General features: G+C 71.5%; 25 protein-coding genes and 1 pseudogene. 11 read left to right on the top strand and 15 right to left on the bottom strand.

Features of this window, described 5'->3' with window-relative positions:
* Window positions 1–28 precede the first annotated feature (28 nt).
* Window positions 29–172, top strand: coding sequence for a hypothetical protein (locus ACIBO1_RS25965; RefSeq protein WP_350694771.1), 144 nt, complete (start codon window positions 29–31; stop codon window positions 170–172).
* Window positions 172–1,455 (top strand): YeiH family protein, encoded by a 1,284-nt coding sequence (locus ACIBO1_RS25960; RefSeq protein ID WP_396750915.1) that lies wholly within the window; start codon window positions 172–174, stop codon window positions 1,453–1,455. Before ACIBO1_RS25965 ends, ACIBO1_RS25960 begins: the two co-directional genes overlap by 1 nt.
* Before the next feature lie 49 nt (window positions 1,456–1,504).
* Here ACIBO1_RS25960 and ACIBO1_RS25955 read toward each other — a convergent pair whose 3' ends face one another.
* The 3 genes and pseudogenes from ACIBO1_RS25955 to ACIBO1_RS25945 all read right to left on the bottom strand — a co-directional run bounded on the left by ACIBO1_RS25955 (window position 1,505) and on the right by ACIBO1_RS25945 (window position 2,669).
* Window positions 1,505–2,080, bottom strand: coding sequence for a hypothetical protein (locus tag ACIBO1_RS25955; protein ID WP_396750913.1), 576 nt, complete (start codon window positions 2,078–2,080; stop codon window positions 1,505–1,507).
* 100 nt (window positions 2,081–2,180) lie between these two features.
* Window positions 2,181–2,448 (bottom strand): annotated as a pseudogene (locus tag ACIBO1_RS25950) (hypothetical protein).
* Between the two features lie 2 nt (window positions 2,449–2,450).
* Window positions 2,451–2,669: a hypothetical protein gene (locus tag ACIBO1_RS25945; protein WP_396750911.1), complete on the bottom strand. Its 219-nt coding sequence runs from the start codon at window positions 2,667–2,669 to the stop codon at window positions 2,451–2,453.
* Between the two features lie 411 nt (window positions 2,670–3,080).
* On the opposite strand from ACIBO1_RS25945, the gene ACIBO1_RS25940 reads away from it, so the two are divergent.
* Both ACIBO1_RS25940 and ACIBO1_RS25935 read left to right on the top strand, forming a co-directional pair.
* On the top strand, window positions 3,081–3,935 hold the full coding sequence (locus ACIBO1_RS25940; protein ID WP_396750909.1) for a helix-turn-helix domain-containing protein: 855 nt from the start codon (window positions 3,081–3,083) through the stop codon (window positions 3,933–3,935).
* The gene (locus tag ACIBO1_RS25935) at window positions 3,932–4,120 is read left to right on the top strand and encodes a DUF397 domain-containing protein (RefSeq protein WP_396750907.1); all 189 of its coding nucleotides are present in this window, start codon (window positions 3,932–3,934) and stop codon (window positions 4,118–4,120) included. Before ACIBO1_RS25940 ends, ACIBO1_RS25935 begins: the two co-directional genes overlap by 4 nt.
* Window positions 4,121–4,138: 18 nt before the next feature.
* Here ACIBO1_RS25935 and ACIBO1_RS25930 read toward each other — a convergent pair whose 3' ends face one another.
* The 3 genes from ACIBO1_RS25930 to ACIBO1_RS25920 are packed head-to-tail and all read right to left on the bottom strand — an operon-like array spanning window position 4,139 to window position 6,689.
* Complete coding sequence (locus tag ACIBO1_RS25930) at window positions 4,139–4,867, bottom strand: ABC transporter ATP-binding protein (RefSeq protein WP_396750905.1); 729 nt, start codon at window positions 4,865–4,867, stop codon at window positions 4,139–4,141.
* Complete coding sequence (locus ACIBO1_RS25925) at window positions 4,840–5,730, bottom strand: ABC transporter permease (protein WP_396750903.1); 891 nt, start codon at window positions 5,728–5,730, stop codon at window positions 4,840–4,842. Before ACIBO1_RS25925 ends, ACIBO1_RS25930 begins: the two co-directional genes overlap by 28 nt.
* Entirely contained in the window at window positions 5,727–6,689 is a 963-nt protein-coding gene (locus ACIBO1_RS25920; protein WP_396750901.1) for an aliphatic sulfonate ABC transporter substrate-binding protein, read from the bottom strand. Before ACIBO1_RS25920 ends, ACIBO1_RS25925 begins: the two co-directional genes overlap by 4 nt.
* 167 nt (window positions 6,690–6,856) lie before the next feature.
* Here ACIBO1_RS25920 and ACIBO1_RS25915 point away from each other — a divergent pair, with 167 nt between their 5' ends.
* On the top strand, window positions 6,857–8,026 hold the full coding sequence (locus tag ACIBO1_RS25915) for an LLM class flavin-dependent oxidoreductase (protein ID WP_396750899.1): 1,170 nt from the start codon (window positions 6,857–6,859) through the stop codon (window positions 8,024–8,026).
* 52 nt (window positions 8,027–8,078) lie between these two features.
* Here ACIBO1_RS25915 and ACIBO1_RS25910 read toward each other — a convergent pair whose 3' ends face one another.
* The 3 genes from ACIBO1_RS25910 to ACIBO1_RS25900 all read right to left on the bottom strand — a co-directional run bounded on the left by ACIBO1_RS25910 (window position 8,079) and on the right by ACIBO1_RS25900 (window position 11,100).
* Window positions 8,079–8,588 carry an NUDIX domain-containing protein gene (locus tag ACIBO1_RS25910; protein WP_396750897.1) on the bottom strand — a complete coding sequence of 170 codons (510 nt, stop codon included), beginning with the start codon at window positions 8,586–8,588 and terminating at the stop codon, window positions 8,079–8,081.
* Between the two features lie 72 nt (window positions 8,589–8,660).
* On the bottom strand, window positions 8,661–10,706 hold the full coding sequence (locus ACIBO1_RS25905) for a glycogen debranching N-terminal domain-containing protein (RefSeq protein WP_396750895.1): 2,046 nt from the start codon (window positions 10,704–10,706) through the stop codon (window positions 8,661–8,663).
* 1 nt (window position 10,707) lies between these two features.
* The gene (locus ACIBO1_RS25900; protein ID WP_396750893.1) at window positions 10,708–11,100 is read right to left on the bottom strand and encodes an SCP2 sterol-binding domain-containing protein; all 393 of its coding nucleotides are present in this window, start codon (window positions 11,098–11,100) and stop codon (window positions 10,708–10,710) included.
* A 417-nt stretch (window positions 11,101–11,517) separates the two neighbouring features.
* On the opposite strand from ACIBO1_RS25900, the gene ACIBO1_RS25895 reads away from it, so the two are divergent.
* Window positions 11,518–11,832 carry a TraR/DksA family transcriptional regulator gene (locus ACIBO1_RS25895; protein ID WP_396750891.1) on the top strand — a complete coding sequence of 105 codons (315 nt, stop codon included), beginning with the start codon at window positions 11,518–11,520 and terminating at the stop codon, window positions 11,830–11,832.
* A gap of 21 nt (window positions 11,833–11,853) precedes the next feature.
* On the opposite strand, the gene ACIBO1_RS25890 is transcribed toward ACIBO1_RS25895, so the two are convergent.
* On the bottom strand, window positions 11,854–12,381 hold the full coding sequence (locus tag ACIBO1_RS25890) for an ATP-binding protein (RefSeq protein ID WP_396750889.1): 528 nt from the start codon (window positions 12,379–12,381) through the stop codon (window positions 11,854–11,856).
* 96 nt (window positions 12,382–12,477) lie between these two features.
* On the opposite strand from ACIBO1_RS25890, the gene ACIBO1_RS25885 reads away from it, so the two are divergent.
* A complete protein-coding gene (locus tag ACIBO1_RS25885; protein WP_396750888.1) occupies window positions 12,478–12,837 on the top strand; it encodes a VOC family protein in 360 nt (119 codons plus the stop codon).
* Between the two features lie 32 nt (window positions 12,838–12,869).
* Here the strand turns inward: ACIBO1_RS25885 and ACIBO1_RS25880 are convergent, their stop codons facing one another.
* Window positions 12,870–13,694, bottom strand: coding sequence for an alpha/beta fold hydrolase (locus ACIBO1_RS25880; protein ID WP_396750886.1), 825 nt, complete (start codon window positions 13,692–13,694; stop codon window positions 12,870–12,872).
* Window positions 13,691–14,566 (bottom strand): SDR family oxidoreductase, encoded by an 876-nt coding sequence (locus ACIBO1_RS25875; protein WP_396750884.1) that lies wholly within the window; start codon window positions 14,564–14,566, stop codon window positions 13,691–13,693. The genes ACIBO1_RS25880 and ACIBO1_RS25875 overlap by 4 nt, the downstream gene beginning before the upstream one ends.
* A 212-nt stretch (window positions 14,567–14,778) precedes the next feature.
* Here ACIBO1_RS25875 and glpK point away from each other — a divergent pair, with 212 nt between their 5' ends.
* Both glpK and ACIBO1_RS25865 read left to right on the top strand, forming a co-directional pair.
* Complete coding sequence (glpK, locus tag ACIBO1_RS25870) at window positions 14,779–16,296, top strand: glycerol kinase GlpK (protein ID WP_396750882.1); 1,518 nt, start codon at window positions 14,779–14,781, stop codon at window positions 16,294–16,296.
* A 151-nt stretch (window positions 16,297–16,447) separates the two neighbouring features.
* Complete coding sequence (locus tag ACIBO1_RS25865; RefSeq protein WP_396750880.1) at window positions 16,448–17,779, top strand: carbohydrate-binding domain-containing protein; 1,332 nt, start codon at window positions 16,448–16,450, stop codon at window positions 17,777–17,779.
* 225 nt (window positions 17,780–18,004) lie between these two features.
* On the opposite strand, the gene ACIBO1_RS25860 is transcribed toward ACIBO1_RS25865, so the two are convergent.
* Complete coding sequence (locus tag ACIBO1_RS25860; protein ID WP_396750878.1) at window positions 18,005–18,904, bottom strand: TetR family transcriptional regulator; 900 nt, start codon at window positions 18,902–18,904, stop codon at window positions 18,005–18,007.
* Window positions 18,905–19,012: 108 nt separating this feature from the next.
* On the opposite strand from ACIBO1_RS25860, the gene ACIBO1_RS25855 reads away from it, so the two are divergent.
* Window positions 19,013–19,954 (top strand): ATP-binding cassette domain-containing protein, encoded by a 942-nt coding sequence (locus tag ACIBO1_RS25855; protein ID WP_396750876.1) that lies wholly within the window; start codon window positions 19,013–19,015, stop codon window positions 19,952–19,954.
* Window positions 19,951–21,576 (top strand): ABC transporter permease, encoded by a 1,626-nt coding sequence (locus ACIBO1_RS25850; protein WP_396750874.1) that lies wholly within the window; start codon window positions 19,951–19,953, stop codon window positions 21,574–21,576. The genes ACIBO1_RS25855 and ACIBO1_RS25850 overlap by 4 nt, the downstream gene beginning before the upstream one ends.
* A gap of 60 nt (window positions 21,577–21,636) precedes the next feature.
* Here ACIBO1_RS25850 and ACIBO1_RS25845 read toward each other — a convergent pair whose 3' ends face one another.
* The gene (locus tag ACIBO1_RS25845; protein WP_396750872.1) at window positions 21,637–22,368 is read right to left on the bottom strand and encodes an amino acid ABC transporter ATP-binding protein; all 732 of its coding nucleotides are present in this window, start codon (window positions 22,366–22,368) and stop codon (window positions 21,637–21,639) included.
* Window positions 22,365–23,147 carry an amino acid ABC transporter permease gene (locus tag ACIBO1_RS25840; RefSeq protein ID WP_396693602.1) on the bottom strand — a complete coding sequence of 261 codons (783 nt, stop codon included), beginning with the start codon at window positions 23,145–23,147 and terminating at the stop codon, window positions 22,365–22,367. The genes ACIBO1_RS25845 and ACIBO1_RS25840 overlap by 4 nt, the downstream gene beginning before the upstream one ends.
* Between the last annotated feature and the right edge of the window lie 10 nt (window positions 23,148–23,157).

Raw genomic sequence — 23,157 nt, 5'->3', positions numbered from 1 at the left:
GTGCCCTCACACCCCCGGAGGAACCCCCATGAGTGCCCCCGAACCACCGCCCACCCCCACCACGCCGGAGAGCCGGTTCGCCATCAACGAGGACTGGGCCGCCACCCTGCTCGGCCTGGCCCTGCTCGGGCTGGTCCTGATCGGCGTCATCCCCGCCGGGCTGGTGCCCTGATGACCACCGACGCCAGCCGACCCGCGACCGGCACCGCCGCACCCGCCGAGTCGGCCTCCACCGCCCCGGCCGACCCCGGGACCACCACCGGCTCGACGGCCACCACGGACGGCTCCGCAGCGGGCGCGACCGGTGCGCCCGTACACACCGAATCGGCACCCGCCGGACCGGCGGCCCTGCCGCCCGCCGCGACACCGCCGCCCGGCGGCTCCTTCTGGGCCTGGACCGCCGTCGGCCTGCTGGTCGTCCTCGTCCTCGCCGTCCTGACCCGCTATCTGGAACAGAACGTGCCCACGTGGGCCGAGGGCACGGCGGTCGAGGACGTCGCGGGGGCGATCGAATACCCGGTGTACGCCATCCTGCTGGGCCTGCTCGGCAACGTGGCGGTGACGCTGACCGAGCTGCGGGACCGCATCGCCGCCGCGTTCCGCACCGAGTTCTTCATCAAGACCGGTCTGGTGCTGCTCGGTGCGTCGATCAATCTCGCGGTCATCGCCAGCGCCGCCGGTCCCGCCATCGCCCAGGCGTTGCTGCTGATCAGTGGCGTGTTCCTGTTCACCTGGTGGCTCGCCGGGCGGCTCGGTCTGGACGACAAGCTGCGCGCTCTGCTCGCCTCCGCCGTCTCCATCTGCGGAGTCAGCGCCGCCATCGCCGCCGCCGGTGCGGTCCGCGCCCGTCGGGAACAACTGGCGTACACGGCCAGCCTGGTGATCGTCTTCGCGTTGCCGTCGATCTTCCTGCTGCCCTGGCTGGCCGACGTGCTCGGGTTGGAGTCGGCGGTGGCCGGCGCCTGGATCGGCGGCAACATCGACACCACCGCCGCGGTCACCGCCGCCGGTGCGCTGGCCGGTGACGAGGCGTTGCAGATCGCCAGCATCGTCAAGGTCACCCAGAACGCGCTGATGGGCGTGGTCGCGGTGGCGCTGACCGCGTACTTCGCGCTGCACGTCGAGCGCCGGGCCGGCGCGGCCCGTCCGGGGCTCGGCGAGCTGTGGCGCCGGTTCCCGAAGTTCGTCCTGGGCTTCGTCGCCGCGTCGGTGATCGCCACCTGGTACCTCGACGCCGCCGGTGCGGACGGCAAGGCCACCATCGCGATCGTCAACGACCTGCGGACCTGGTTCTTCATCCTGGCCTTCGTCAGCATCGGCTTGGAAGTGCGGGTGGCGGCGCTGCGGCAGGCCGGGTGGCGACCGGTGGCGGTCTTCGGCGCCGCCACCGTGTTCAACCTGGTCCTCGCCCTGGGACTCGCCTCGGTGCTGTTCGCCGGCTTTTCGACGAGCTGAGGCGCGATCGGCCGGGAACCGGTCCTCCCCCCGGTTCCCGGCCGTCGGTCTAGGCAGGCCCGGTGGCCGACAGGTAGGCGTGGCCGCGAGCGGAAAGCTCATACCCGGAGGGCAGGCTGCGGGTCAGGGCATGTGCTTTGAGGGTTCGGAGGCGTCGTTTCAGGGAGTCCTTGTCGATCGACAGCTCGTCGGCGAGCCGCGCGGCGGTGATGCCCGGATGGCGGCCGATCCGGTCCAGCGCGGCGCGGGCCCACGGTGTTCGGGCGTCGAGCCGGTCCAGCACGGCGTCGAGGTCGGCGATGTCGGATGGCGAGAGCACCGGGTTCTCGGCGAGCGCGGTGCGGGGATCGGGCCCGGCCCACGACAGGGTGATCCGCCAGAGTGAATCGGCTTCGCCACCGCGCAGGGTCGAGAGCAGAGCGTCCCGTGTGGCGTAGCCGGCGTCCCGCGCGGCGGTCGTGTCGAGCTGTTCGGCCTCGACGCGGTCGACGGCCTCGACGCGTACGATTCCGGCCACCGTGTGGAACGTCGAGCCGGGTCGCACCCGTGGCCGGATCCAGCGCCGGTAGGCGACCGTGACCTGACCGGCGGCGACGCCGTGCGCGATCTCGTGGGTGAGTATCACCGGCGACCTTCGACGAACTGGGGCAGAGGTCGCTTCCGGGGCCGAGCCTGACGCAGCGCCAGAGTCGAACCCCGATGGCCCGGCACGAGTCCCCACCCGCTCATGTCCACACCGTACCGGGCATCCTCCTTCTTCCCGGTCCTTGAATCGGCAGGCGCGTCGGTGCGGTACGCAGCCCGGCCGTCTGCACGAAGACCGCCCGCCGGGTGACGGCTTCTCCCCGCTTGTTCACCTGATATCCCTCCAACCAGATCCACCCGTCGTACGGTCCAGGTCAACACCCGGATCACGCGGAACAGGATCGGCCGACGAAACTGCACGCTGGCCTGCGGCCCGATCAGGAGCAGGTCACCGGCGCGCGGCGCGATGGTCACGGCAACCACCCGAGGAACCGCCGATGCAGCAGCCCGGCCGGAGCCCACCCCATGTCCTGACTGGCCGCCACCAGGCACGCACCCAGGTAGAGCGCCAACGACATCGGAGCCTGGTCGTACTCGGCCCGCAATTCCTGGCGACGTGTCCGGCAGGGCCAGGGTGCACCACATCCCGCACAGGTCCAGATCGGCACCACCGGCCCGTGCGCTGTCATGACGCCTCTCCCGGCCAGTGGCCCCGATTGATCGGCACCCGGTACCGCACTCGACACGGCAGATCCCGGCCGCACCGACACGTCACCCGCCTCAGCATGTGGTTCCACCTCGGCCGGTGTCGACGCGCGAACGTGAGAGCCGCAGCGAGCAGGAACTCGTTGTAGGTCATCTGCCGGACCATCTGCCCCTCCTCCGACGAGGGGCGTGGCGGCCGGGCCACGTCCGGTCATCCGACCACCACACCCGGGCACATCGTTTACTGCGCCCGACCTTCTGTGCAATATTTCATTTCGAATGAAACGCATGAGAAGATCTCAATCAGTTGGACTGCATTGCGGAGCGTGTCCGGCAGGTGTTACATATCGAGCGCAGGTATCGCCCGGTATGTAGTCAAGGGAGAGGAGTGGTCAGTGACTGCTGACACCGGTTCAACAGTCCCGAGACGGCAACTCGGGCGGCACCTGCGGCGCCTTCGCGAGGAGGCGCGCATGACAATCAAAGCGGCAGCAGACGCCCTTGAATGGTCAACTCCGAAGATCTGGCGTATCGAATCCGGTGCCACGTCGATGCGATCGCTAGACGCGGAGGCGATGTGCAGAGTGTACGGAGCGTCACCGGAAATTACCGAGGCGCTGATGGGGCTCGCCAAGGAGACGAAGGGGCGAGGTTGGTGGCATTCCTACGGTGATGCCATACCGGAGTGGTTTGAGCTGTACGTAGGACTGGAAGCGGCTGCTGCTCGTCTAAGGAAATACGAGGCGCAGTTGATCCCTGGTCTACTCCAGACGAAGGCTTACGCCACCAACGTCTATCAGGTCGCACGGCCCGACATGGCCACCGAGGAGATCAATCGAAGCGTCGCGTTGCGACTCGGCCGACAGGCGCTGTTGACCCGCACCGCACCCCGCGCGCCGCAGGTCGACATCCTGCTTGACGAGGCTGCCCTCCGGCGGGGCGTGGACGCTGAACAACTTGGACATCTGGTGACGGTCAGCCGCCAGCCCAACGTGACCCTTCGGGTGCTGCCGTTCGGCGCTGATCTGTACCGCGCCAACCTGACTAACGGTGCCTTCACGATCCTCGACTTCGAGCACGGCAGTGAGCCATCCATCATCTACTCGGACGGTCTCACGGGTGCGCTGTACCTCGAGAAGCCTGCAGAGGTCGAGGCGTACGAAGCTGTGTGGTCCACCACCGAGAACAAGGCCCTCAGTGAGGCGCAGTCTCGCAAGCTCATCGCATCTATCGCGGAGGAGAAGACATGATCCCCCTCAACTGGAAGAAGAGCACGTGGAGCAACGCGGGCGGAGACTGCATCGAGATGGCCACGCCGCCGGAGGCCGTGCTGGTGCGGGACAGCAAGGACCGGCAGGGGCCGGTGCTGTCGTTCAGCACCGGCCAGTGGGCCGGCTTCGTCCGGGGCGTCAAGGGCGGCAGACTCACCGCCTGAGCGGCGAAACTCGTGTCCTCAGGTGGGTACGCCGAGTCGTTCGAGCAGGCGGCGGCGTAGTGCGCCGAAGGCCGGGTCGTCGGGAGTCCGGGTCGGGCCGAGGGGTACGTCCAGTTCCTCGGCGATGACGCCGGACTCCAGCAGGAGCAGTCGGTCGGCGAGCAGTAGTGCCTCCTCGACGTCGTGGGTGACCAGCAGCGCGGCGAAGCCGTGTTCGGTGCGTAGCCGACGCAGCAGCGCCTGCATCCGGAGCCGGGTGAGCGCGTCGAGCGCGCCGAACGGTTCGTCGAGCAGCAGCACGTCGGGTTCGCGTACCAAGGCTCGGGCGACTGCGACCCGCTGTGCCTGGCCGCCGGAGAGTTCGGCGGGCCAGGCGCGGTGCCGGTCGGCGAGACCGACCTCGGCCAGCGCCCGGTCGACGCGGCCTGCCACGTCCGGGCCGGAGAGCCCGAGCGCGACGTTGTCGGCGACCCGTTTCCAGGGCAGCAGGCGGTGCTCCTGGAAGACGACTGCGGCGGTGCCATGCAGGACGGTCTCGCCGGTGGCCTCCTCGTCGAGGCCGGCGAGTACGCGCAGCAGGGTGCTCTTGCCGGAGCCGCTGCCGCCGAGCAGGGCGACGACCTCGCCGGGCGCGATGCTCAGCGAGGTGCCGGCCAGCACGGTGGTGGTGCCGAAGGCACGGCGTACGCCGGTCGCGGTCAGCACCGGCGTCCCGGCGGTCAGGTTGCCCGAAGTCCGCGTCGCCATGACAGCGTCCTCCTTTCCAGGGTGCGGATGGCCACGTCGGAGAGCAGCCCGAGCAGGGCGTAGACGAGCAGGCCGAGGACCACCACGTCGGTCTGGCTGAACTCGCGGGCCTCCATCATCAGGAAGCCGATGCCGGTCTGCGCGTTGACCTGTTCCCCGACCACCAGGCTGAGCCAGGCGGCGCCGATGGCCAGCCGTAGCCCCAGGAACAGGGCGGGCAGCGCGCCGGGCAGCACCACGTGCCGCAGCCGGGCGAGCGATCCCAGTCCGCAGGTACGGGCCGCCTCGACCAGTCGTTCGTCGATGTCCCGGATGCCGGCGTAGGTGTTGAAGTAGAGCGGGAAGAACGCGCCGAGGGCGACCAGACTGATCTTCAGCGACTCACCGATGCCGACCCAGATGATCAGCAGCGGTACCAGTCCGAGGTGCGGCAGCATCCGGGCCATCTGCACCGGTGGGTCGATCAGGTCGTCACCGAGGCGCAGCAGCCCGGCGACGGCGCCGAGGAGCAGGGCGAGCCCGCCGCCGATGAGCAGCCCGGCACCGGCCCGGCTGAGTGAGTCGAGCAGGTGGGTCAGCAGGGTGCCGTCGCTGGCCAGACGCCAACCGGTGGCCAGCACGGTGCTCGGTGCGGGCAACTTCTCCGGGGCGAGCAGTCCGGTCCGGGCGGCCAGTTCCCAGCCGGCCACCAGCAGCACCGGACTGGCCAGCCGCCACCAGGCGATCCCCGAGATCTTGGTACGTCGACGCCCCTCGCGGGGCTGCCCCTCGCGGGGCCGTGGCGTACCGAGATCTGCCGCGCCCGACGCGGGCGGGGCGCCCGACGTGGGTGGGGAGGTGTGCGGGGCGGTCGAACTTGTCACTGGTACACCTCGTTGAAGCGGTCGTCGATCCGGGACCGGATGTCGACCGGGCCGGGGATGAGTTCCAGCGTGGCGAAGCCGTCCGCGATGGCCTGCAACTCGTCGCCGACGGCGGGGGTGACCGGGGCCAGGGAGCGGGCGCTGCGGTCCAGGGCCCGGCTGGTGACGTCCTCGGCGATCTTCAGCTCGGGGGCGAGTACTGCGGCGCGTTCGGCGGGGTTGGCGATGCCCCAGTCGGTGACCGTCCGGTAGGTACGCAGGAACGACTCGATCTGCGGGGACTTGTCCGCCAGCGCGTCCGGGTGGGCCAGCACGTACTCGCGGTTGCTGGCCAGGCCGGTGGCGTCGGCCAGGATCCGGACCCCGGGGCGCTCGGCGAGGGCGAAGTACGGGTCCCAGATCACCCAGGCGTCGACCTGCCCGTTGTCGAAGGCGGGCCGCCCCTCGGCGGGCTTGAGGTACTTGACGTTGATGTCCTGCAACGTCAGGTTGTTCGCCTCCAACAACCGCACCAGCAGCCAGTGCACGTTGGAGCCCTTGTTCAGGGCGACCGTGCGTCCCTTCAGGTCGGCGAAGGTGCGGATCCCGGAGTCCTCCTTGACCAGCACCGCCTCGCCCTGCGGGATCGGCTCGGACGTCCCGATGACGGAGAACGGGATCTTGCCGGCGGCGGCGAAGATCGGGGGTGCCTCACCGGTCTGTCCGATGTCGATCGATCCGGCCTTGAGCGCCTCGGTCAGCGCCGGGCCGCTCTCGAACAGCGACCACTCGGCGTCCGTGGCCTCGCCGCGCGCCTTGACCAGGCTCAGGCCGCCGAACCGCTGGTAGCCGATGCGCAGTCGGGGAGTGTCGTCGTCACCGCTGGCCGACCCGCCGCACGCGGTGAGGCCGACCGCGGCGACCAGGGCGAGCGCCGTGAGCAGCGCGGTGCGGGCACGACGTGGGGAAGGGGTACGCATGAGGTCTCCTGGACACAGCGAAGGGGGATCGCCGGACATCGACACGAGTCCGTGACGGCAGCAGCCTACTAAACCGATAGGTTTTATCGGTAGTCTGTCCGCATGGTCGTCTCATCTCTCAGGAGTGGACGGCCGGACCCACCCCTGCGCGCCCGAAGGATCGAGTCATGTCGTTGACGTTCCACTGGTTCCTGCCCACGTACGGCGACAGCCGGGACATCGTCGGCGGCGGGCACGGCATGTCGGCGGGAAGGGCCGGCGGCTCCCGTCCGCCCACCATCGGCTACCTCGGCCAGATCGCCCGCACGGCGGAGCAACTCGGCTTCGTCGGCGCGCTCACCCCGACCGGGGCCTGGTGCGAGGACGCCTGGCTGACCACCGCCATGCTCACCGAGGTCACCGAGCGGCTGAAGTTCCTGGTCGCCTTCCGGCCCGGCCTGCTCTCGCCGACTCTCGCCGCGCAGATGGGCGCCACCTTCCAGCGCCTCTCCGAGGGACGGCTGCTGGTCAACGTGGTCACCGGCGGCGAGTCGCACGAGCAGCGGGCGTACGGCGACTTCCTGGACAAGGACGCCCGGTACGCGCGTACCGACGAGTTCCTGCACGTGGTGCGGGCGCTCTGGCGCGGTGAGACGGTCGACCACGCCGGTGCTCACGTACGCGTCGAGCAGGCCCGCCTGGCCCGGCTGCCCGAGCCGGCCCCGCCGGTCTACTTCGGCGGCTCGTCGGCGGCGGCCGGCCCGGTCGCCGCCCGGCACAGCGACGTCTATCTGACCTGGGGCGAGCCGCCGGCGCAGGTCGCCGCCAAGCTGGACTGGATCCGCAAGCTGGCCGCCGAGGCCGGCCGGACCGTCCGGTTCGGCATCCGGCTGCACGTCATCTCGCGGGACACCAGCGACGAGGCGTGGGCGCAGGCCCGCCGGCTGCTCGACGGCATCGCCGACGCCGACATCGCCGCCGCCCAGGAGGGGCTGCGCCGCAGCGAGTCCGAGGGGCAGCGCCGGATGCTCGACCTGCACGGCGGCTCCCGGGACGGCCTGGAGATCTCGCCCAACCTCTGGGCCGGCGTCGGGCTGGTCCGGGGCGGCGCGGGTACCGCCCTGGTGGGCAGTCACACCGAGGTCGCCGACCGGATCGCCGAGTACCACGCGCTCGGCCTGGACGAGTTCGTGCTCTCCGGGCACCCGCACGTGGAGGAGGCCTACTGGTTCGGCGAGGGGGTGCTGCCGATCCTGCGCGCACGGGGGCTGTGGCACCACCCGGCGGGCGCGCCGACGGTGTCGCAACCCGCCGGCATCCCGTTCGCCACCCCGCCGGTGCCGACCGCTCGGCGCTGATCCGCGCGGTGCTGACCTGCCCGGCGCTGACCCCGCGCGGCGGTGGGTGGCGTCAGCGCCGGTCGGCGAAGAAGTCGGCCAGGACCCGGGTGTGGGTGGAGAACGCCAGCTCGGTCGGCTCGGTCAGCACCCGCCATTCGGTGGCCTCCGCCGTCGGCGTCGAAGGGGGAAGCTCCTCGGCCCGGCGGGGCGGCAACTCACCGAAGATCATCATGGTGCCGCCGGCCGGGGCGCTGTGCACCGCGACCAGTCGGGCGTCGGCCGCGTCCGCGCGCAGCCAGGTCTCCTCCCACAACTCCCGGACCAACGCCTCGCGCCAGTCCTCGCCGTACTCGACGAAGCCGCCGGGCAGCGCGAGCAGGCCGCGCGCCGGCTCGATGTCCCGCCGCACGACGACCAGGCCGAGGCCGTCGGCGGTCCGCACCGGCAGCAACGCCACGGCCACTGGCAGCGGGTTGCGCCAGACCGTCTGACCGCAGGCCGCGCAGACCCGGGGCCACCCGGCGTCCGCCGGATAGGCGGCACCACAGTACGAGCAGTGCGAGTACGGCAGGCCGGTCATGTCGCTGCACGTTACCCGCCGGAGGGCCGCGTACCTGCCCCGCCGCCGATCCCCGCCGAGGAGCCCGACGGCTCAGGGCGCGCCCGTGCGGGCGTTGCCGATCGCGTCCTTGTGACCCCAGCGACCCGGGATGTCGAGCAGCTCGATCCGGCCGAACCGCTCCGGGATCGCCGGATGGACCACCAGGTGCTCGCCGTACGGTTCCAGGCCGAGCAGGGTACGCAGCAGCAGGAAGATCGCGCCGGTGGCGGAGGCCTGCGGGCTGTTCGCCGCCGGGTACGGCACCGGGAACCGGGTCAGCGCCCGGTCGTAGCCGGCGAACGACTCCGGTACCCGCCCGGCGAAGTGCTGCGCCGCGTCGATGATGCTCTCCGCGATGACACCCGCCTCGGCCAGGAAGCCGTACCGGCGCAGCCCCATCGCGATCAACGAGTTGTCGAACGGCCACACGGTGCCGACGTGGTAGCCGAGCGGGTTGTAGCTGACCTGTTCGGTGGCGAGCGTGCGTACGCCCCAGCCGGAGAAGAGGCGGGGCCCGAGCAGGTGGTCGGCGACGGCGGCGGCCTTGTCGTCGTCGGCGATGCCGCTCCACAGCAGGTGCCCCATGTTCGACGCCAACGCGTCCACCCGGTCGCCGTCGGGGCCCAGCGCCAGCGCGAAGTACCCGCCGTCGTCGATCCAGAAGTCCCGGTTGAACCGCTGCTTGAGCTCCGCCGCCTGCTGCTCCAGGCGGTCGGCGTACGCCGGGTCGTCCCAGAACTCGCGGGCCAGCCGGGCACCACGCCGTTTCGCGTCGTACGCGTACCCCTGCAACTCGCAGGTGGCGCGGGGCAGCCCGGGCAGCCGGCCGTCGCGGTAGCAGATCGCCTCCGGGGAGTCCTTCCAACAGTGGTTCTTCGCCCCGCTGCGGTCGTTGCGCGGCTGGTACCAGATGTACCCGTCGCCGCGTACGTCGCCGTACTCGTCGATCCAGCGCAACGCGGCCCGGGCGGCGTCCTCCAGCTCGCGGACCAGCGCACCGTCACCGGTCCAGCGTTCGTACTCGTCGAGCAGGACGAGGAAGAGCGGCGTGACGTCCGCCCCGCCGAAGTACGGCGACTGCGGGCGTTCCTCGAAGGCCGCCATCTCGCCGTACCGGAACTCGTTGAGGATCTTCCCGGGCTCCTCGTCCCGGAAGTCGTCGAGCACCGTGCCCTGGTTCAGGGCGAGCAGGCGCAGCGTGGTGGTGGCCAGGCGGGGCACGAAGGGCAGCGTCTGGAAGCAGGTGAAGATGCTGTCGCGGCCGATGATCGTCGCCGACCAGGGCAGTCCGGCCGCCGGCATGGACTCGCGCGGCGCGGCCAGCGGCGTGTAGCGCAGACCGGCCAGGTCCACCAGACCACGCCGGTAGGTGGCGGCCATCGGTTCCCAGTCGCAGGTGAGCTGGGGTGCGTCGGCCAGCCACTCGCTCAGGTCGTGGCGCAGCCGCGCCCCCTTCTGGTGCCCGTGGTGGCCGAGCCGGGTCCGGATGTCCTCGCCGTTCGGGCTGGGGGCCAGGCCGGTCACCTGGAGTCTCGTGCTCCACTTGCCCTGCCTCTCGACCCGGATCCGGAAGGTCAGCCCGCGCTCGTCGACCTCGGCGGGTTCGCTGGACGAGACGTCGGTGAGGCGATGGAACTTCTCCCGCCGGTAACCCAGCCGCAGGCAGCCGTCGGACACCTCGCGGTAGCCGCGCACCGCCGAGGCGCGCGGCCAGACCACGTTGTAGATCGGGGCGAAGTCGCTGTCCACCTCGACGCGCAGGACGTGGTCGACCGCCTCGCCGGTGTGGTTGAGCACGGTCAACTGCTCGACGAACCCGCAGCCCGAGATCCACCGGTCCCGGATCACCGACACCTTGGCGTCCACGTAGTGGGTCGGATGGCCGGGCACCAGGAAGAACCTGATCTCGTAGTAGCTGGGGTCGTGCACGGCCAGCGGGTTGAGCTGCTCCCCGTCCAGGCTCAGCCGCCAGGTGGACAGGAACCGGGTGTCGAAGGCGAAGAAGCCGCTGGGGTTGCTGAGGCTGAACGCCATGTCGCCGTTGTCCTCGCTGAGCGCGAAGACGTTGCCGTCGAGGATGCGGACCAGCTTCTTCACGTCAGGTCCGCTCCGGGGCCGAGGCCGGGGCTCCGCCACCGGCTACCTCCCGGGGGTGGCGGGCGCCCGGTGGCGGAGCGAAGATCCGCTCCAGCATGATCACGAAACGGAACTCGCCGTCCGCGGTGAAGTCGTTGCGCAGCCAGGCGGGTAGCGGCTTGACCTCGCCGTGCGCCATCCGCAGGAACAGCGCCTCGTCGGTGCCGATCACGGTGTCGGCGGGGGCCGCGTCGCCCCGGGAGACCGTCACCCGCCCGTGGTCGATGGTGACCAGCCAGTGGTCGACGTGGTCGGGGTACCGCAGGTCGAAGCGGACCGTGCCGCAGACCTGGCGCAGCATGCGACCGCCGTTGCGGGCGAGCCCGTCGAAGAAGTGGTGCACCGCCTCGGACATCCCACCACCTCCTGCGGACCGGCGGCAGCGGACGGCGACCGCCCCAGGGCGCGGCGGACGTGCCGGTCAAGCTGCGGTATCTATCACTTTAGCGGCTTTGGTCCGCATACGGGCGGGTCTGCTGCGGCGACCGCCGGGATTTGCCATTGGATTCCCGTGCCGCCCCGCCTATGGTGGTCCGATGCATCCCGCCGCACCGCTGGACCGCGCCGCCGTCGCCACGGCGGTGTCGCAGGCGGCTGCGCTGGGGCGGTGTGCCGCGACCCGGCCGGCGTGGGTGTCCGCGCGGGCCGGACACGGCCAGCCGCGTCCCACCGGTCGGGGCCCCCCGGCATTCCGTCGCACACACACGACGGCCAGGGGCGAAGCGGACAGCTTCGGCCCTTTTCTATTTTCCGAGAAGGGACAAGAGAGCAGATGAGTACGAATATGTACGATCAGCAGTGGCGCAGCGAACTCCAGGCGACGTTGACCCACGAGTTCGAGGCGCAGACGGCCCGGCTGACTGAGCTGACGGCCGACACCGGCGACCCGTCGGAGGCGCACACCAACGCCGCGCTGATCGCCGCCACCCGGCAGAGCCTGGAGCAGATCACCGGTGCCCTGCGCCGTCTCGCTGGCGGCAGCTACGGCAGCTGCGAGAAGTGCGGCACCACGATCCCTCGGGAGCGCCTCGAGATCCTGCCGCACGCCCGGTTCTGCGTGCCCTGTCAGCAGAAGCACAACGGCTGACGCGGGTATCGGCTGTCGCGCCTACCGGCGCGGCAGCCCCTCGTCGCCGCCACGCCGGTCGGGGGGCAACCCGCCGGGAGACAGTCCCGGCAGCGCGGCCGGCGGGTCGATCAGGCTGGCGGTGACGGTGGCGGTCATGCCGTCGGGGCGGCGGGTGAGGGTCAGCGCCCCGGTGAGCTGATGGGCCAGCCAGAGGCCGCGTCCACCGGCGGTGGTGCTGGGTGGCAGGTGCACCGTCAGGTCGGCGTCGGGTTGGTCCCCGTGGTCGGAGACCTCGCAGACGAGCAGGTCGGCGCGGCGGATCAGGTCCAGACGCCCCTGGCCGCCGCCGTGCAGCACGGCGTTGGTGACCAGTTCGTGTACGGCCAGGACGAGATCCTCGGCCAGATCGCCGGTGAGACCGGCGGCGGCGATCTGCGCGGCGAGCAGATGCCGCAACGGTGTCACCGTCTGTGCGGTAAACGCCTCGGACAGTAGGCAGATCTCCTCGCCGACCCCCGACATCGGGCCGCCGGTGCCGCCGGCGTCCGGTTGGGCGAGGTTGCTCATGCAGGCAGATTACGTCGTCCACCGACATCTGCGACCCTTGCCGAACAGCAAGCATCGCCCTTCGAGTGCTGCTCGGGCTCTGGTTAGCATGATCGAGTGCCGCAGCTCGCCGCGATCGTCATCCATTGCCGTGATCCGTACCTGATGGCCCCGTTCTGGAGCCAGGTCACCGGTCTGCCGGTGGCGCCCGAGGATCGGGTCAAAATCGCCGAACGCACTCTCGGGCCCACCGAGTCGGTGCTGCTGAGCGACCCGGCCGGGACCGGACCGAACATCTGGATCGCCCCCGCCGGGGACCTGCCGCCGGTCGGCCGGATCCACCTGGACCTGGCCGCCGAGGACGAGGAACTGGCGGCGGTGGTGGCCGCTGGGGCCACCGTGCGGCGTACGCTGCCGCGCTGGACCGTGCTCAGCGACCCGGAGGGCAACGAGTTCTGCCTGTTCCGCAGGCACTGAACGGGTAACGACGGCGGTGAGCCGGGGGCCGATCAGCCTGCTGTGGCCGGGCGGTCCGCCGGGCGGGGCAGCGCGCCGGTGGTCTCCAGGATCAGCGTGGCGACCGCCTCGGGATCGTCGCTCATCGGCACGTGCCCGCATCCGGACAGGGTCTGCACACGGGCACCCGGCAGGTCGGCGCGGGCCCGCTCGGCCTGGTGGACGCCGAAGATGCGATCTCGGTCACCCCAGCCGATGGTGACCGGTGTCGCGCACGCGCCCAGTGCGGCGCAGTCGACCCGGTAGCCCCGGGCGGCGCGGGCGACGGTGCCGAAACCGGAGCATCGGCGCAGGGCGAGGGCGTCGGCCAGGGCCCGCTCGGCGTCCAGCGCCGCCGGACGGGCCACCAGCGGGCCGAAGCACCACGCGCGCAGCCCCGGCGATCGCAGCGCGGCCCGGATCAGCGGCGTGGGCAGGTGGCTGGTGACCCGCATCCAGCTCAGGGCGCGCAGCGCCCGGCGGCGTTCGGCGTCGGTGAAGAACCCGGCGGGGGAGAGCGCGGTGACCGAAGCGGCCAGTCCGGAGGCGGCCAGCTCCAGGCCGATCGCCCCGCCGAGGCTGTAGCCGGCCACGTGCGGCCGGTCCAGCCCCCAGTCGGCGAGTACCGGCCGGAGCGTCGCGACGATGGCCGCCATGTCGGTGGGCATCCCGGTCGGCGGCACCGGTGACTCGCCGAAGCCGGGCAGGTCGATCGCGATCACGTCGTGATGCGCGGCGAGCCGGTCGAAGACCGGGTCCCACGCCTGGTGCCGGTGCCCGATGCCGTGCACGAGCAGCAGCGGCTGCCCGGTCCCGGCCCGCCGGAAACGCAGCGTCACGAGCCGCCCCCCTCCACCGAGGTACGCCCGAAGGAGCGACCGAGCAGACGCACCTCGTCCTCCATCTGCGCGACCATGGTCGTACCGCCGAAGCGGCTGATCACCGCGTCGGCCAGCCGGCTCTGCGCGATCGGTCGCAACGCCTGGACCAGGCCGATCGAGCGCGGCACGTACACCTTGCGGAGGCGGCGCTCGATGCCGCGCAGCAGCTCCTCGGCGCACCGTTCGACGCCGACGACGGTGTTCAGCGGCCAGGGCAGCCTGCGTTGGGCCTGCCGGAACGAGGCCAGGTCGTCGCGCAGGTCCCGGACCAGATCGGTGTCGATCCAGATCGGATGCGCGGTGCCCACGGTGAGGCCGTGCCGGCGGTTCTCCAGGCGCAGGACGTTGCCGAACTGCTCCGCCCCCGCCTTCGACGCGCAGTACGCGGCCATCCCGGGCATCGCGCCGAAGGCCGCCGCCGAGGAGACGATCAGCACGTGACCCCGGGCGGCGAGCACCTGCGGCAGGGCGGCGCTGACGGTACGCACCACGCCGGTGAGGTTGACCTCGATGGTGCGTGCGAGCGCGTCGACCGGCCCGAGCGCGACCGTCCCCAGGTTCGCGATGCCGGCGTTGGCCACCACCACGTCGATGCCGCCGTACCGCTCGACGGTCGAGGTGACGGCGTCGTCCAGCGCGGACTGATCGGTCACGTCCGCCTCGTACCAGTGCCCGTCCAGCTCGGCGGCGAGCTGCCGCAGCAGCGCAGGCTCCAGGCCGACCAGCGCGACGCGGGCGCCTCGGGCGGCGGCGCCCCGGGCCAGCGCGGCGCCGATGCCCCGGGCCGCTCCGGTGATCAGGATCGTCCGGTCGCGAAGGTCGTACCGCATCGGCGTGCTCCCTGTCCCGGTCGGCGCCGCCGGTGGTGGTGGCGCGGTGGGCGACGGGACGGAACCAGACCGTACCGCGACCGTCGGGCGGCAGCTCGTCGGAGGCACCGACCGGGCGTCGGCGGCCCGTCCCGGCGTCGTCCTGCTGCGGACATCGGGGCGGACATCGGGAAGGATCGGCCCGACGACCACGACGAGAAGGAGACCCCCGCATGGCTGACTTCGTCGGCGCCGTGGACCAGGGCACCACCAGCACCCGCTTCATGATCTTCGACCACGGCGGCCACGAGATCGGTCGTCACCAGCTCGAACACCAGCAGATCCTGCCGCGCGCCGGGTGGGTGGAGCACAACCCGCTGGAGATCTGGGAGCGGACCCGGACCGTCGTGCGTACGGCCCTGAACACGCACGGCATCGCCGCCTCCGATCTCGCGGCGCTGGGCGTCACCAACCAGCGGGAGACGACGGTGGTGTGGAACCCGCGCACCGGTCAGCCGTACTACAACGCCATCGTCTGGCAGGACACCCGTACCGACCGGATCGCCACGGCGCTGGAGCGCGACGGCCGGGGCGACGTGATCCGCCGCCGGGCCGGCCTACCCCCGGCGACCTACTTCTCCGCCGGCAAGATCCAGTGGATCCTGGAGAACGTCGACGGTGTACGGGCCGCAGCCGGTCGCGGCGAGGCGGTCTTCGGCACCACCGACACCTGGCTGCTCTGGCACCTCACCGGCGGCCCGGACGGCGGGGTGCACGTCACCGACGTCACCAACGCCAGCCGGACCATGCTTATGGACCTGGAGACGCTGGACTGGGACGACGAGCTGCTGTCGTTCTTCGACATCCCCCGGTCCATGCTGCCGGCCATCCGTCCCTCGTCCGACCCGGACGCCTACGGCAGCACCCGGCCCGACGGACCCTTCGGCGGGGCGGTCCGGATCACCGGCGACCTGGGGGACCAGCAGGCGGCCACCGTCGGGCAGGTCTGCTTCGCGCCCGGCGAGGCGAAGAACACCTACGGCACGGGCAACTTCATGCTGCTCAACACCGGTACGGAGCTGGTCCGGTCGAAGGCGGGCCTGCTCACCACCGTGTGCTACCAGTTCGCCGGAGCGGACCCGGTCTATGCGTTGGAGGGGTCGATCGCGGTCACCGGCTCGGCCGTGCAGTGGCTGCGCGACCAGCTCAAGATCATCAACAGCGCGGCGCAGAGTGAGGACCTGGCCCGCCAGGTCTCCGACAACGGCGGGGTGTACTTCGTACCCGCCTTCTCCGGACTGTTCGCCCCGTACTGGCGGTCCGACGCGCGCGGGGCCATCGTCGGGCTGTCCCGCTACAACACCGACGCCCACATCGCGCGGGCCACCCTGGAGGCCATCTGCTACCAGAGCCGGGACGTGGCCGAGGCGATGGCCCAGGACTCGGGCGTGGCCCTGGAGTGCCTCAAGGTCGACGGCGGGGTCACCGTCAACGACCTGTGCATGCAGTTGCAGGCGGACATCCTCGGGGTGCCGGTGAGTCGGCCGGTGGTCGCCGAGACCACCGCCCTCGGCGCCGCGTACGCCGCCGGTCTGGCGGTCGGCTTCTGGCGGGACACTGACGAGCTGCGGGCGAACTGGAACGAGAGCCGTCGCTGGCAGCCGACCTGGTCGCCGCAGGAGCGGGCGACCGGCTACGCCGGCTGGCAGAAGGCGGTACGCCGCACCCTCGACTGGGTCGACGTGGACTGACCGGGACGCCGATGCGAGCGCCGGCGTTTCGATCACGTTTCGTTTGCGCGCCATTACTGCGTGTTGGTGTCGCGTTCCCGGGATGTCCGGTCGGTCTGCCTTAGCATCCCGATGTCCGGCAGGTGCCGGTGTGGGACAGGGAGGGGCAAACATGCGGATCACGCGGGCCATCGTGGCGATCGTGGTCGTGTTGTCGGCCGGCGTGCTCGCGGGCACGGCGAACGCGGCGGAGCCGTCACCGTTCACCGTGGTCAACGGGTCGATCAACCCGGCGACCGGCACGCCCGTGCCGGCGTCGGGCACCCACGCCACGCTGTGGCGCAACAGCAGTCACGCCACCACCGTGTTGCAGGGCTCCGGCCAACTGGTGATCGGTGTGATCGGCGACGAGTGCGACGGCTGGCCGGTCGTCCGGGTGAGCGTCGGCGGCCAGCCGGTCGGCGAGGTGACCGTCGCGAGCGCCACCGACTACGGCAGCTACCTCGTCGGCGCGCCGCTGGCGGACGGGCGGCACTCCGTCCGCATCGAGTTGGTCAACGACCGCTTCACCGCCACCTGCGACCGCAACGTGCACGTGGCGTACGCCCGGACGGAGGCGGCCGGGCCGGTCGACACCACGTTCGGCTTCGCGGTGGTGCCGGACACCCAGGAGGAGGTGCTGGTCGCGGGCGACACCCGGATGCGGCAGCGCATCGACTGGCTGGTGGCCCAGCGCGCCGCCCTGGACCTGCGCTTCGTCACGCACTCCGGGGACGTGGTCAACTACGACACCCCCGACCACGTGCAGTACGCCCGGGCCAGTGCCGCCCTGCGTCCGCTGGAGGCGGCCGGCCTGCCGTACACGCTGGCGGTGGGCAACCACGACACCCAGGTCTTCGGTCCCGACGGCGCGCTGCGCAGCCCGGCCGGGCCGTTGCTGCGCGACACCACGACCTTCAACCGGTACTTCACCGTCGACCGCTTCGGGGTCGCCGGGGGGCGGTTCGAACCGGGCAAGGTGGACAACGTCTTCGCCACCTACCGCGCCGGTGGGGTGCAGTGGCTGGTGTTGACCCTGGAACTGTGGCCCCGGCGGGCGGCGGTCGCCTGGGCGCAGCAGGTCGTCGCGGCGCACCCCCGGCACAACGTGATCGTGGTGACCCACCACTTCCTGGAGAGCGACGCCACCATCGGCCAGAGCGCCGGCTTCGGGTCGACGAGCCCGCAGTACGTCTTCGACAACCTGATCCGGCGGTACGCCAACATCCGGTTCGTCTTCTCCGGACACACCGGCACCGCGGCGTCGCGGGTGGACACCGGGCTGCACGGCAACCGGATCCACTCGTTCCTGCAGACGTTCCACTCGCCCCGGACCAACCCGGTCCGACTCGTGGAGATCGACACCGCCACGAACTCGCTGCGTACCTGGATCTACGCCCCGTACACCGACGAGAACTTCCCAGCCCACACCCGCACCTACCCCAACCTCAACCTGCTCCGCTAACCCCACCCCCCCACCCGACCCCCACACCCCCCCACACCGCCCCGCCCGGTCCCGCCCGGCCCCGTCCGCCGCGGTTGATCAAGAAGTTTTGGTCGCCCTGGGCGCGCGAATCGCGTCCAAACTTCTTGATCAACGCCGGTGGCGGGGCGCGGGAGGGGAAGCGCGGGAGGGGGAGCGCGGGAGGCGGAGCGGCGGGGGTGGGTTGGGTTTTGCGACGTCTCGCAATTAGCTCAAAACCGTCTCACTATCGTTGTCGGATTCGAGATGGCGGTAGACGGTGGCTCGGGACACCCCGAACTCGGCGGCGATCTCGTCGGCCGAGTGGGTGCCCGCCAGGTGCATCCGGCGGGCTGCCGACACCTGGTCCGGGCTCATCGAACGCGGGCGTCCCGGGCGTCGTCGGCCGGCGCGTGAACGCGGGTCGACGGTGGCCGGGGCGCTGGTGGCCGGGGTGTTGGTGGCGGCTCCGGTGCTGGGGGTGGCTCCGGTGCTGGGGGTGGCCTCGGCGTTTGGGGTGGCTCCGGCGGGGTCGGTGACGGTCGGCGGGGCGTCCGGCGACGCGGTCTGCGACGTGGCGGGTGGGGGGTCTGTGAGCAGGCGGCGGACGCCGTCGAGCATGTCTTCGCGCAGCGCCTGTGCGGGTACCTCGGCGAGGAAGAGCACCGGGTCGCCGCACATCGCGAGCGCCTGCACCGCCCGGACGCGTTCCCGTACGCCCGGGTTCGGCCCGGCCACGATCTCGTTGGCGCGCATGGCGATCTGCATCAGGCTCTGGTAGTCGGTGCCCTGGCCGACCAGCGCCAGGTCGTGATAGAGCATGCCCAGCGAGTGCCGGTGGGCCAGCATGACGTCCACCCAGCCCTCCAGCAGCGCCCAGCGGCCCTGCCCCGCCGGTAGCGCCTCGGCCCGGTCGAGCAGCTCCTCCAGGTCCCGCACGAACGGCGCGGCGAGATCGCTGAGCAGGTGTGCCTTGCTGGGGAAGTGATAGAGGATCGCCGCCTTGGTCAGTCGCAGGCGTTCGGCGATCTGGCGCAGCGAGGTGCGTTGGTAGCCCTGCTCGGTGAACATTTGCAGGGCCGTACGCAGGATCCGGCTGCGCGTGTCGTCGACTTCCTCCCAGGTCATGGCGTTCAGCCTAGCCCCTCCTGACCGTCGGACGGGGACCTGCGCGAAACCACTTACCGTCGGTCAGTACAGTGGGGTGGTCGGCACACCGAGCGACAGGAGGCACCCATGTCCGTGATCTCGATCGAGAACCTCGTCAAGACCTTCGGCGGAGTACGTGCCCTCGACGGGCTCGACCTGACGGTGGAACCGGGGGAGGTGCACGGCTTCCTGGGACCCAACGGCGCGGGCAAGTCCACCACCATCCGGATCGTGCTCGGCCTATTGCGCCGCGACTCCGGGCAGGTACGCGTCCTCGACGGCGACCCGTGGCGGGACGCGGTCGCGCTGCACCGGCGGTTGGCGTACGTACCCGGTGACGTCAACCTCTGGCCCAACCTCACCGGCGGTGAGGCGATCGACCTCTTCGGCGCGTTGCGCGGCGGTCTCGACGAACGCCGCCGCGACGAGCTGCTGCGACGCTTCGAGCTGGACCCGACGAAGAAGTGCCGCACCTATTCCAAGGGCAACCGGCAGAAGGTCGCCATCGTCGCCGCCTTCGCCTCCGGCGTGGAGCTGTACGTCCTGGACGAACCCACGTCCGGTCTGGACCCGCTGATGGAGGCGGTGTTCCAGGAGGAGGTCCGCACGCTCACCCAGGCCGGTGCGAGCGTGCTGCTCTCCAGCCACGTGCTCGCCGAGGTGGAGGCGCTCTGCGACCGGGTCAGCATCATCCGGGACGGGCGCACCGTGGAGTCCGGCAGCCTCGCCGAGCTGCGCCACCTGGCGCGTACCACGGTGACCGTCGAGACCGTACGGCCACTGACCGGGCTGGAGGAGCTGCCCGGCGTACACGAGGTCCGGCCGGTCGAAGGCCGGGTCAAGCTGGAGGTGGAGCCGGCGCATCTGGACAGTCTCCTCGGTCACCTGGTCCGCTTCGAGGTCCGTGCCCTGACCAGCACGCCGCCCACGCTGGAGGAGCTGTTCCTGCGGCACTACGGCGACAGCGCCGACGTCGAGCGGCCGGGGACGGACAACGAGCGGCAGACCACCGCCGGAGGTGCCCGATGAGCGCCTTCACCGGCACCGGGCGACTCGCCCGCCTCGCGCTGCGTCGGGACCGGACCCGCCTGGCCGTCTGGATCCTCGGCACCCCGCTGATCGGCTACGGCCTGGCCGAGAGCGTCGCCGGCCTCTATCCGGACGAGCAGACCCGCCTCGGGTACGCCGAGACCGCGCTGTCCAGTGTGGTCGCCCGCGCCTTCAACGGCCCGATCGCCAGCGCCGACCTCGGCGCGGTGGTGGTCGCCGAGACGTACCTCACCCTCACCCTGCTCGCCGCGCTGCTGAGCACCTTCGCCGTGGTCCGGCACACCCGGCAGAACGAGGAGACCGGGCGCGCCGAACTGCTCGGCGCCAACGTCGTCGGCCGGTACGCCCTGCTGACCGCCGCCCTGCTGGTGGTGGTCGGCGCGAACCTGGCCTCCGCCGCGCTGCTCGTCCTGGCCTTCGTCGGCGCCGGGCTCCCGGTCGTCGGCTCGGTGGCCGCCGCTGCGGCGATCGGCGGGGTCGGTGTCGCCTTCACCGGCGTCGCGGCCGTCACCGCGCAGGTCTCGGTCAGCTCCCGCAGCGCGAACGCGCTCGCCGCGGCCACCGTGGGCGTCGCGTTCCTGCTGCGCGCCGCCGGTGACGTGCTCGGCGAGCGCGGCGGCGACGGCACTCGGCTGGACAGCGCCTGGCCGACCTGGCTCTCGCCGCTCGGCTGGGGCACCCAGGTACGCGCCTTCGGCACCGAACGATGGTGGGTCCTCGCGCTGCCGCTGGTCCTGCTGGTGGCCGGGGTCGCGCTGGCGTACCTGCTGGCCGAACGCCGGGACCTCGGTGCCGGGCTGCTGGCCGCGCGGCGTGGACCGGCCCGAGCGGGCTCGGGGCTGCTCGGGCCGGTCGGCCTGACCTGGCGGTTGCAGCGGGGCGCACTGGCCGGCTGGACCGTGGCCGTGGTGGTGCTCGGCCTCTCCATGGGGGTGGCCGGTCACGAGGTGGACGCGATGATCGCCGAGAACCCGGCGGCGGCCGAGGCGATCGCCCAGCTCGGCGGTGGGGCGGAACTGGTCGACGCGTACCTGGCCGCGATCCTCGGTCTGTACGCGCTGACCATCGGCGCGTACGTCGTGCAGGCCCTGCTGCGGACGCGCAACGACGAGTCCGACGGCATCCTGGAGGCGTTGCTGGCGACGGCGGTGAGCCGGACCCGGTGGCTCGGTACGCAGGTGTGCGGCGCGGTGCTCGGCGCGGTGTGGCTGGTGCTGCTGGCCGGCCTCACCACCGGGCTCGGGTACGGCCTGGCGGCCGGCGACGCGGTCGGCTGGACGGTCGAGCTGGGCGGCGCGGCGCTGCTGCGGTTGCCCGCCCTGCTGGTGCTCGTCGGGGTGGTGACCGCCCTGTTCGGCGCGGTGCCGCGCTGGTCGGTGGCGCTGAGCTGGACGGTGCTGATCGCCTTCCTGCTGCTCGGGCAGTTGGGCGCGGTGCTGGAGTTGCCGCAGGCGGCGCTGAACCTGTCGCCCTTCACCCACGTGCCCTCGGTGCCCGCCGCCGACCTCACGGTGCTGCCCCTGGTGGTGCTCACCGCCGTGGCGGCCGTGCTGCTGGCCGTCGGACTGGGCGCGTTCCGGCGGCGCGACACGCCGACCTGAGTGTAAGGAGGGGACCCCTGCTAACGCCTCGTGCATAGCAGGGGTCCCCTCCTTACACCTCTACAACACCTGCGACAGGAACCGGCGCAGACGCGGATGCTCGGCCGACTCGAAGATCGAGGCCGGCTCGCCGGCTTCCAGCACCACACCGGCGTCCATGAACGCGACGGTGTCGGCGACCTCGCGCGCGAAGCCCATCTCGTGGGTCACCACCACCATGGTCATGCCCTGCGACGAGAGGTCCGCCATCAACGTCAGCACGCCCTTGACCAGCTCCGGGTCCAGCGCCGAGGTGGCCTCGTCGAAGAGCATCACCTGCGGCTGCATGGCCAGCGCCCGGGCGATGGCCACCCGCTGCTGCTGCCCGCCGGACAGGTGCGCCGGCCGGGCGTCGGCCTTCGCCGCCAGCCCCACCCGGTCCAGGTGGGTACGCGCCACCGCCACCGCCTCGTCCTCGCCGAGCTTGCGGATGCGCCGCAACGCGACGGTGATGTTGCGCAGCACGCTCATGTGCGGGAACAGGTTGAACTGCTGGAACACCATGCCGACCCGTTGCCGCAGGGCGTCCGGGTCGTCGCGCAGCACGCTGCGGCCGTCCAGCAGCACGTCACCCTTGTCCGGTTCGAGCAGCCGGTTGACGGTCCGCAGCAGCGTCGACTTGCCGGAGCCGGACGGGCCGATCACGCAGGCGGTCGCGCCGCGTGCGACGTCCAGGTCCACCCCGCGCAGCACCTGGTGACGGCCGAAGGCCAGGTGTACGTCGCGCAGGCTCAGGCTGACCGAGGTGCTCATCGTTGGTTGCCTCCGGCGGCGCCGGGCAGCGCCAGGTCGAGGTCGTCGGGGTCGTCACCGGCCGGTCCGGTCGCCGGGCGGCCGTGCCGCAGCCGCCGGTCGATCCAGTTGACGACGTGCGTCAGCGGCACGGTCAGGGTCAGATAGAAGAGCCCGGCGAGCAGCAGCGCCGACTGGTTGCCGGTGTTGGCCGCGTAGTCCTGCCCGATCCGGAACAGCTCCCGCTGGCTGGCCAGCAGACCGAGGAAGTAGACCAGGCTGGAGTCCTTGATCAGCGCGATGAGCTGGTTCACCCAGGCCGGCAGGACCCGTCGGACACCCTGCGGGATCACCACCACCCGCATCGCCTCCCACCAGGAGAAACCCAGCGCGCGGGCGGCCTCCACCTGGGTGGCCTCCACCGACTGGATGCCGGAGCGGAAGATCTCCCCGATGTACGCCGCCGCGATCAGCGACAACGCCAGGATCCCCAGCGGGTACGGGTTCGGTCCCCACACCTGCATGCCCAACGGTGCCAGACCGACCCCGATCAGCAGGATCGTCGCCGCCGCCGGCAGGCCACGGAACACGTCGGTGTAGACCCGGGCCGGCCACCGCAACCAGCGGGTACGCGAGATGCCCGCGACGGCCAGCACGATGCCCATGGCCGAGCCGAGCAGGGCGGCGGTGACCGCCAGGATCAGCGTGTTCGGCAACCCGACGGTGATCATCTCGGGCAGCGCCTCGCGCATCGACTCCCAGTCGAAGAACGTCTCCCACAGGGTGCGCAACGGATCCACGGTCGACCTC

Origin of the sequence: Micromonospora sp. NPDC049903, from assembly GCF_044460945.1 — a bacterium.
In the GTDB taxonomy this organism is placed as follows: Bacteria; Actinomycetota; Actinomycetes; order Mycobacteriales; family Micromonosporaceae; genus Micromonospora.
The sequence above is the reverse complement of the archived record's forward strand: the minus strand, read 5'-3'. Positions and strand labels throughout refer to the sequence as shown.

Bases quoted from the DNA above. Each gene is read 5' to 3' on its own strand.
- ACIBO1_RS25945 (WP_396750911.1), bottom strand. From the start codon at position 2,669: ATGACAGCGCACGGGCCGGTGGTGCCGATCTGGACCTGTGCGGGATGT.
- ACIBO1_RS25895 (WP_396750891.1), top strand. From the start codon at position 11,518: ATGAGTACGAATATGTACGATCAGCAGTGGCGCAGCGAACTCCAGGCG.
- ACIBO1_RS25935 (WP_396750907.1), top strand. From the start codon at position 3,932: ATGATCCCCCTCAACTGGAAGAAGAGCACGTGGAGCAACGCGGGCGGA.
- ACIBO1_RS25960 (WP_396750915.1), top strand. From the start codon at position 172: ATGACCACCGACGCCAGCCGACCCGCGACCGGCACCGCCGCACCCGCC.
- glpK (WP_396750882.1), top strand. From the start codon at position 14,779: ATGGCTGACTTCGTCGGCGCCGTGGACCAGGGCACCACCAGCACCCGC.
- ACIBO1_RS25890 (WP_396750889.1), bottom strand. From the start codon at position 12,381: ATGAGCAACCTCGCCCAACCGGACGCCGGCGGCACCGGCGGCCCGATG.
- ACIBO1_RS25875 (WP_396750884.1), bottom strand. From the start codon at position 14,566: ATGCGGTACGACCTTCGCGACCGGACGATCCTGATCACCGGAGCGGCC.
- ACIBO1_RS25860 (WP_396750878.1), bottom strand. From the start codon at position 18,904: ATGACCTGGGAGGAAGTCGACGACACGCGCAGCCGGATCCTGCGTACG.
- ACIBO1_RS25915 (WP_396750899.1), top strand. From the start codon at position 6,857: ATGTCGTTGACGTTCCACTGGTTCCTGCCCACGTACGGCGACAGCCGG.
- ACIBO1_RS25845 (WP_396750872.1), bottom strand. From the start codon at position 22,368: ATGAGCACCTCGGTCAGCCTGAGCCTGCGCGACGTACACCTGGCCTTC.
- ACIBO1_RS25920 (WP_396750901.1), bottom strand. From the start codon at position 6,689: ATGCGTACCCCTTCCCCACGTCGTGCCCGCACCGCGCTGCTCACGGCG.
- ACIBO1_RS25900 (WP_396750893.1), bottom strand. From the start codon at position 11,100: ATGTCCGAGGCGGTGCACCACTTCTTCGACGGGCTCGCCCGCAACGGC.
- ACIBO1_RS25910 (WP_396750897.1), bottom strand. From the start codon at position 8,588: ATGACCGGCCTGCCGTACTCGCACTGCTCGTACTGTGGTGCCGCCTAT.
- ACIBO1_RS25965 (WP_350694771.1), top strand. From the start codon at position 29: ATGAGTGCCCCCGAACCACCGCCCACCCCCACCACGCCGGAGAGCCGG.
- ACIBO1_RS25855 (WP_396750876.1), top strand. From the start codon at position 19,013: ATGTCCGTGATCTCGATCGAGAACCTCGTCAAGACCTTCGGCGGAGTA.
- ACIBO1_RS25930 (WP_396750905.1), bottom strand. From the start codon at position 4,867: ATGGCGACGCGGACTTCGGGCAACCTGACCGCCGGGACGCCGGTGCTG.
- ACIBO1_RS25865 (WP_396750880.1), top strand. From the start codon at position 16,448: ATGCGGATCACGCGGGCCATCGTGGCGATCGTGGTCGTGTTGTCGGCC.
- ACIBO1_RS25850 (WP_396750874.1), top strand. From the start codon at position 19,951: ATGAGCGCCTTCACCGGCACCGGGCGACTCGCCCGCCTCGCGCTGCGT.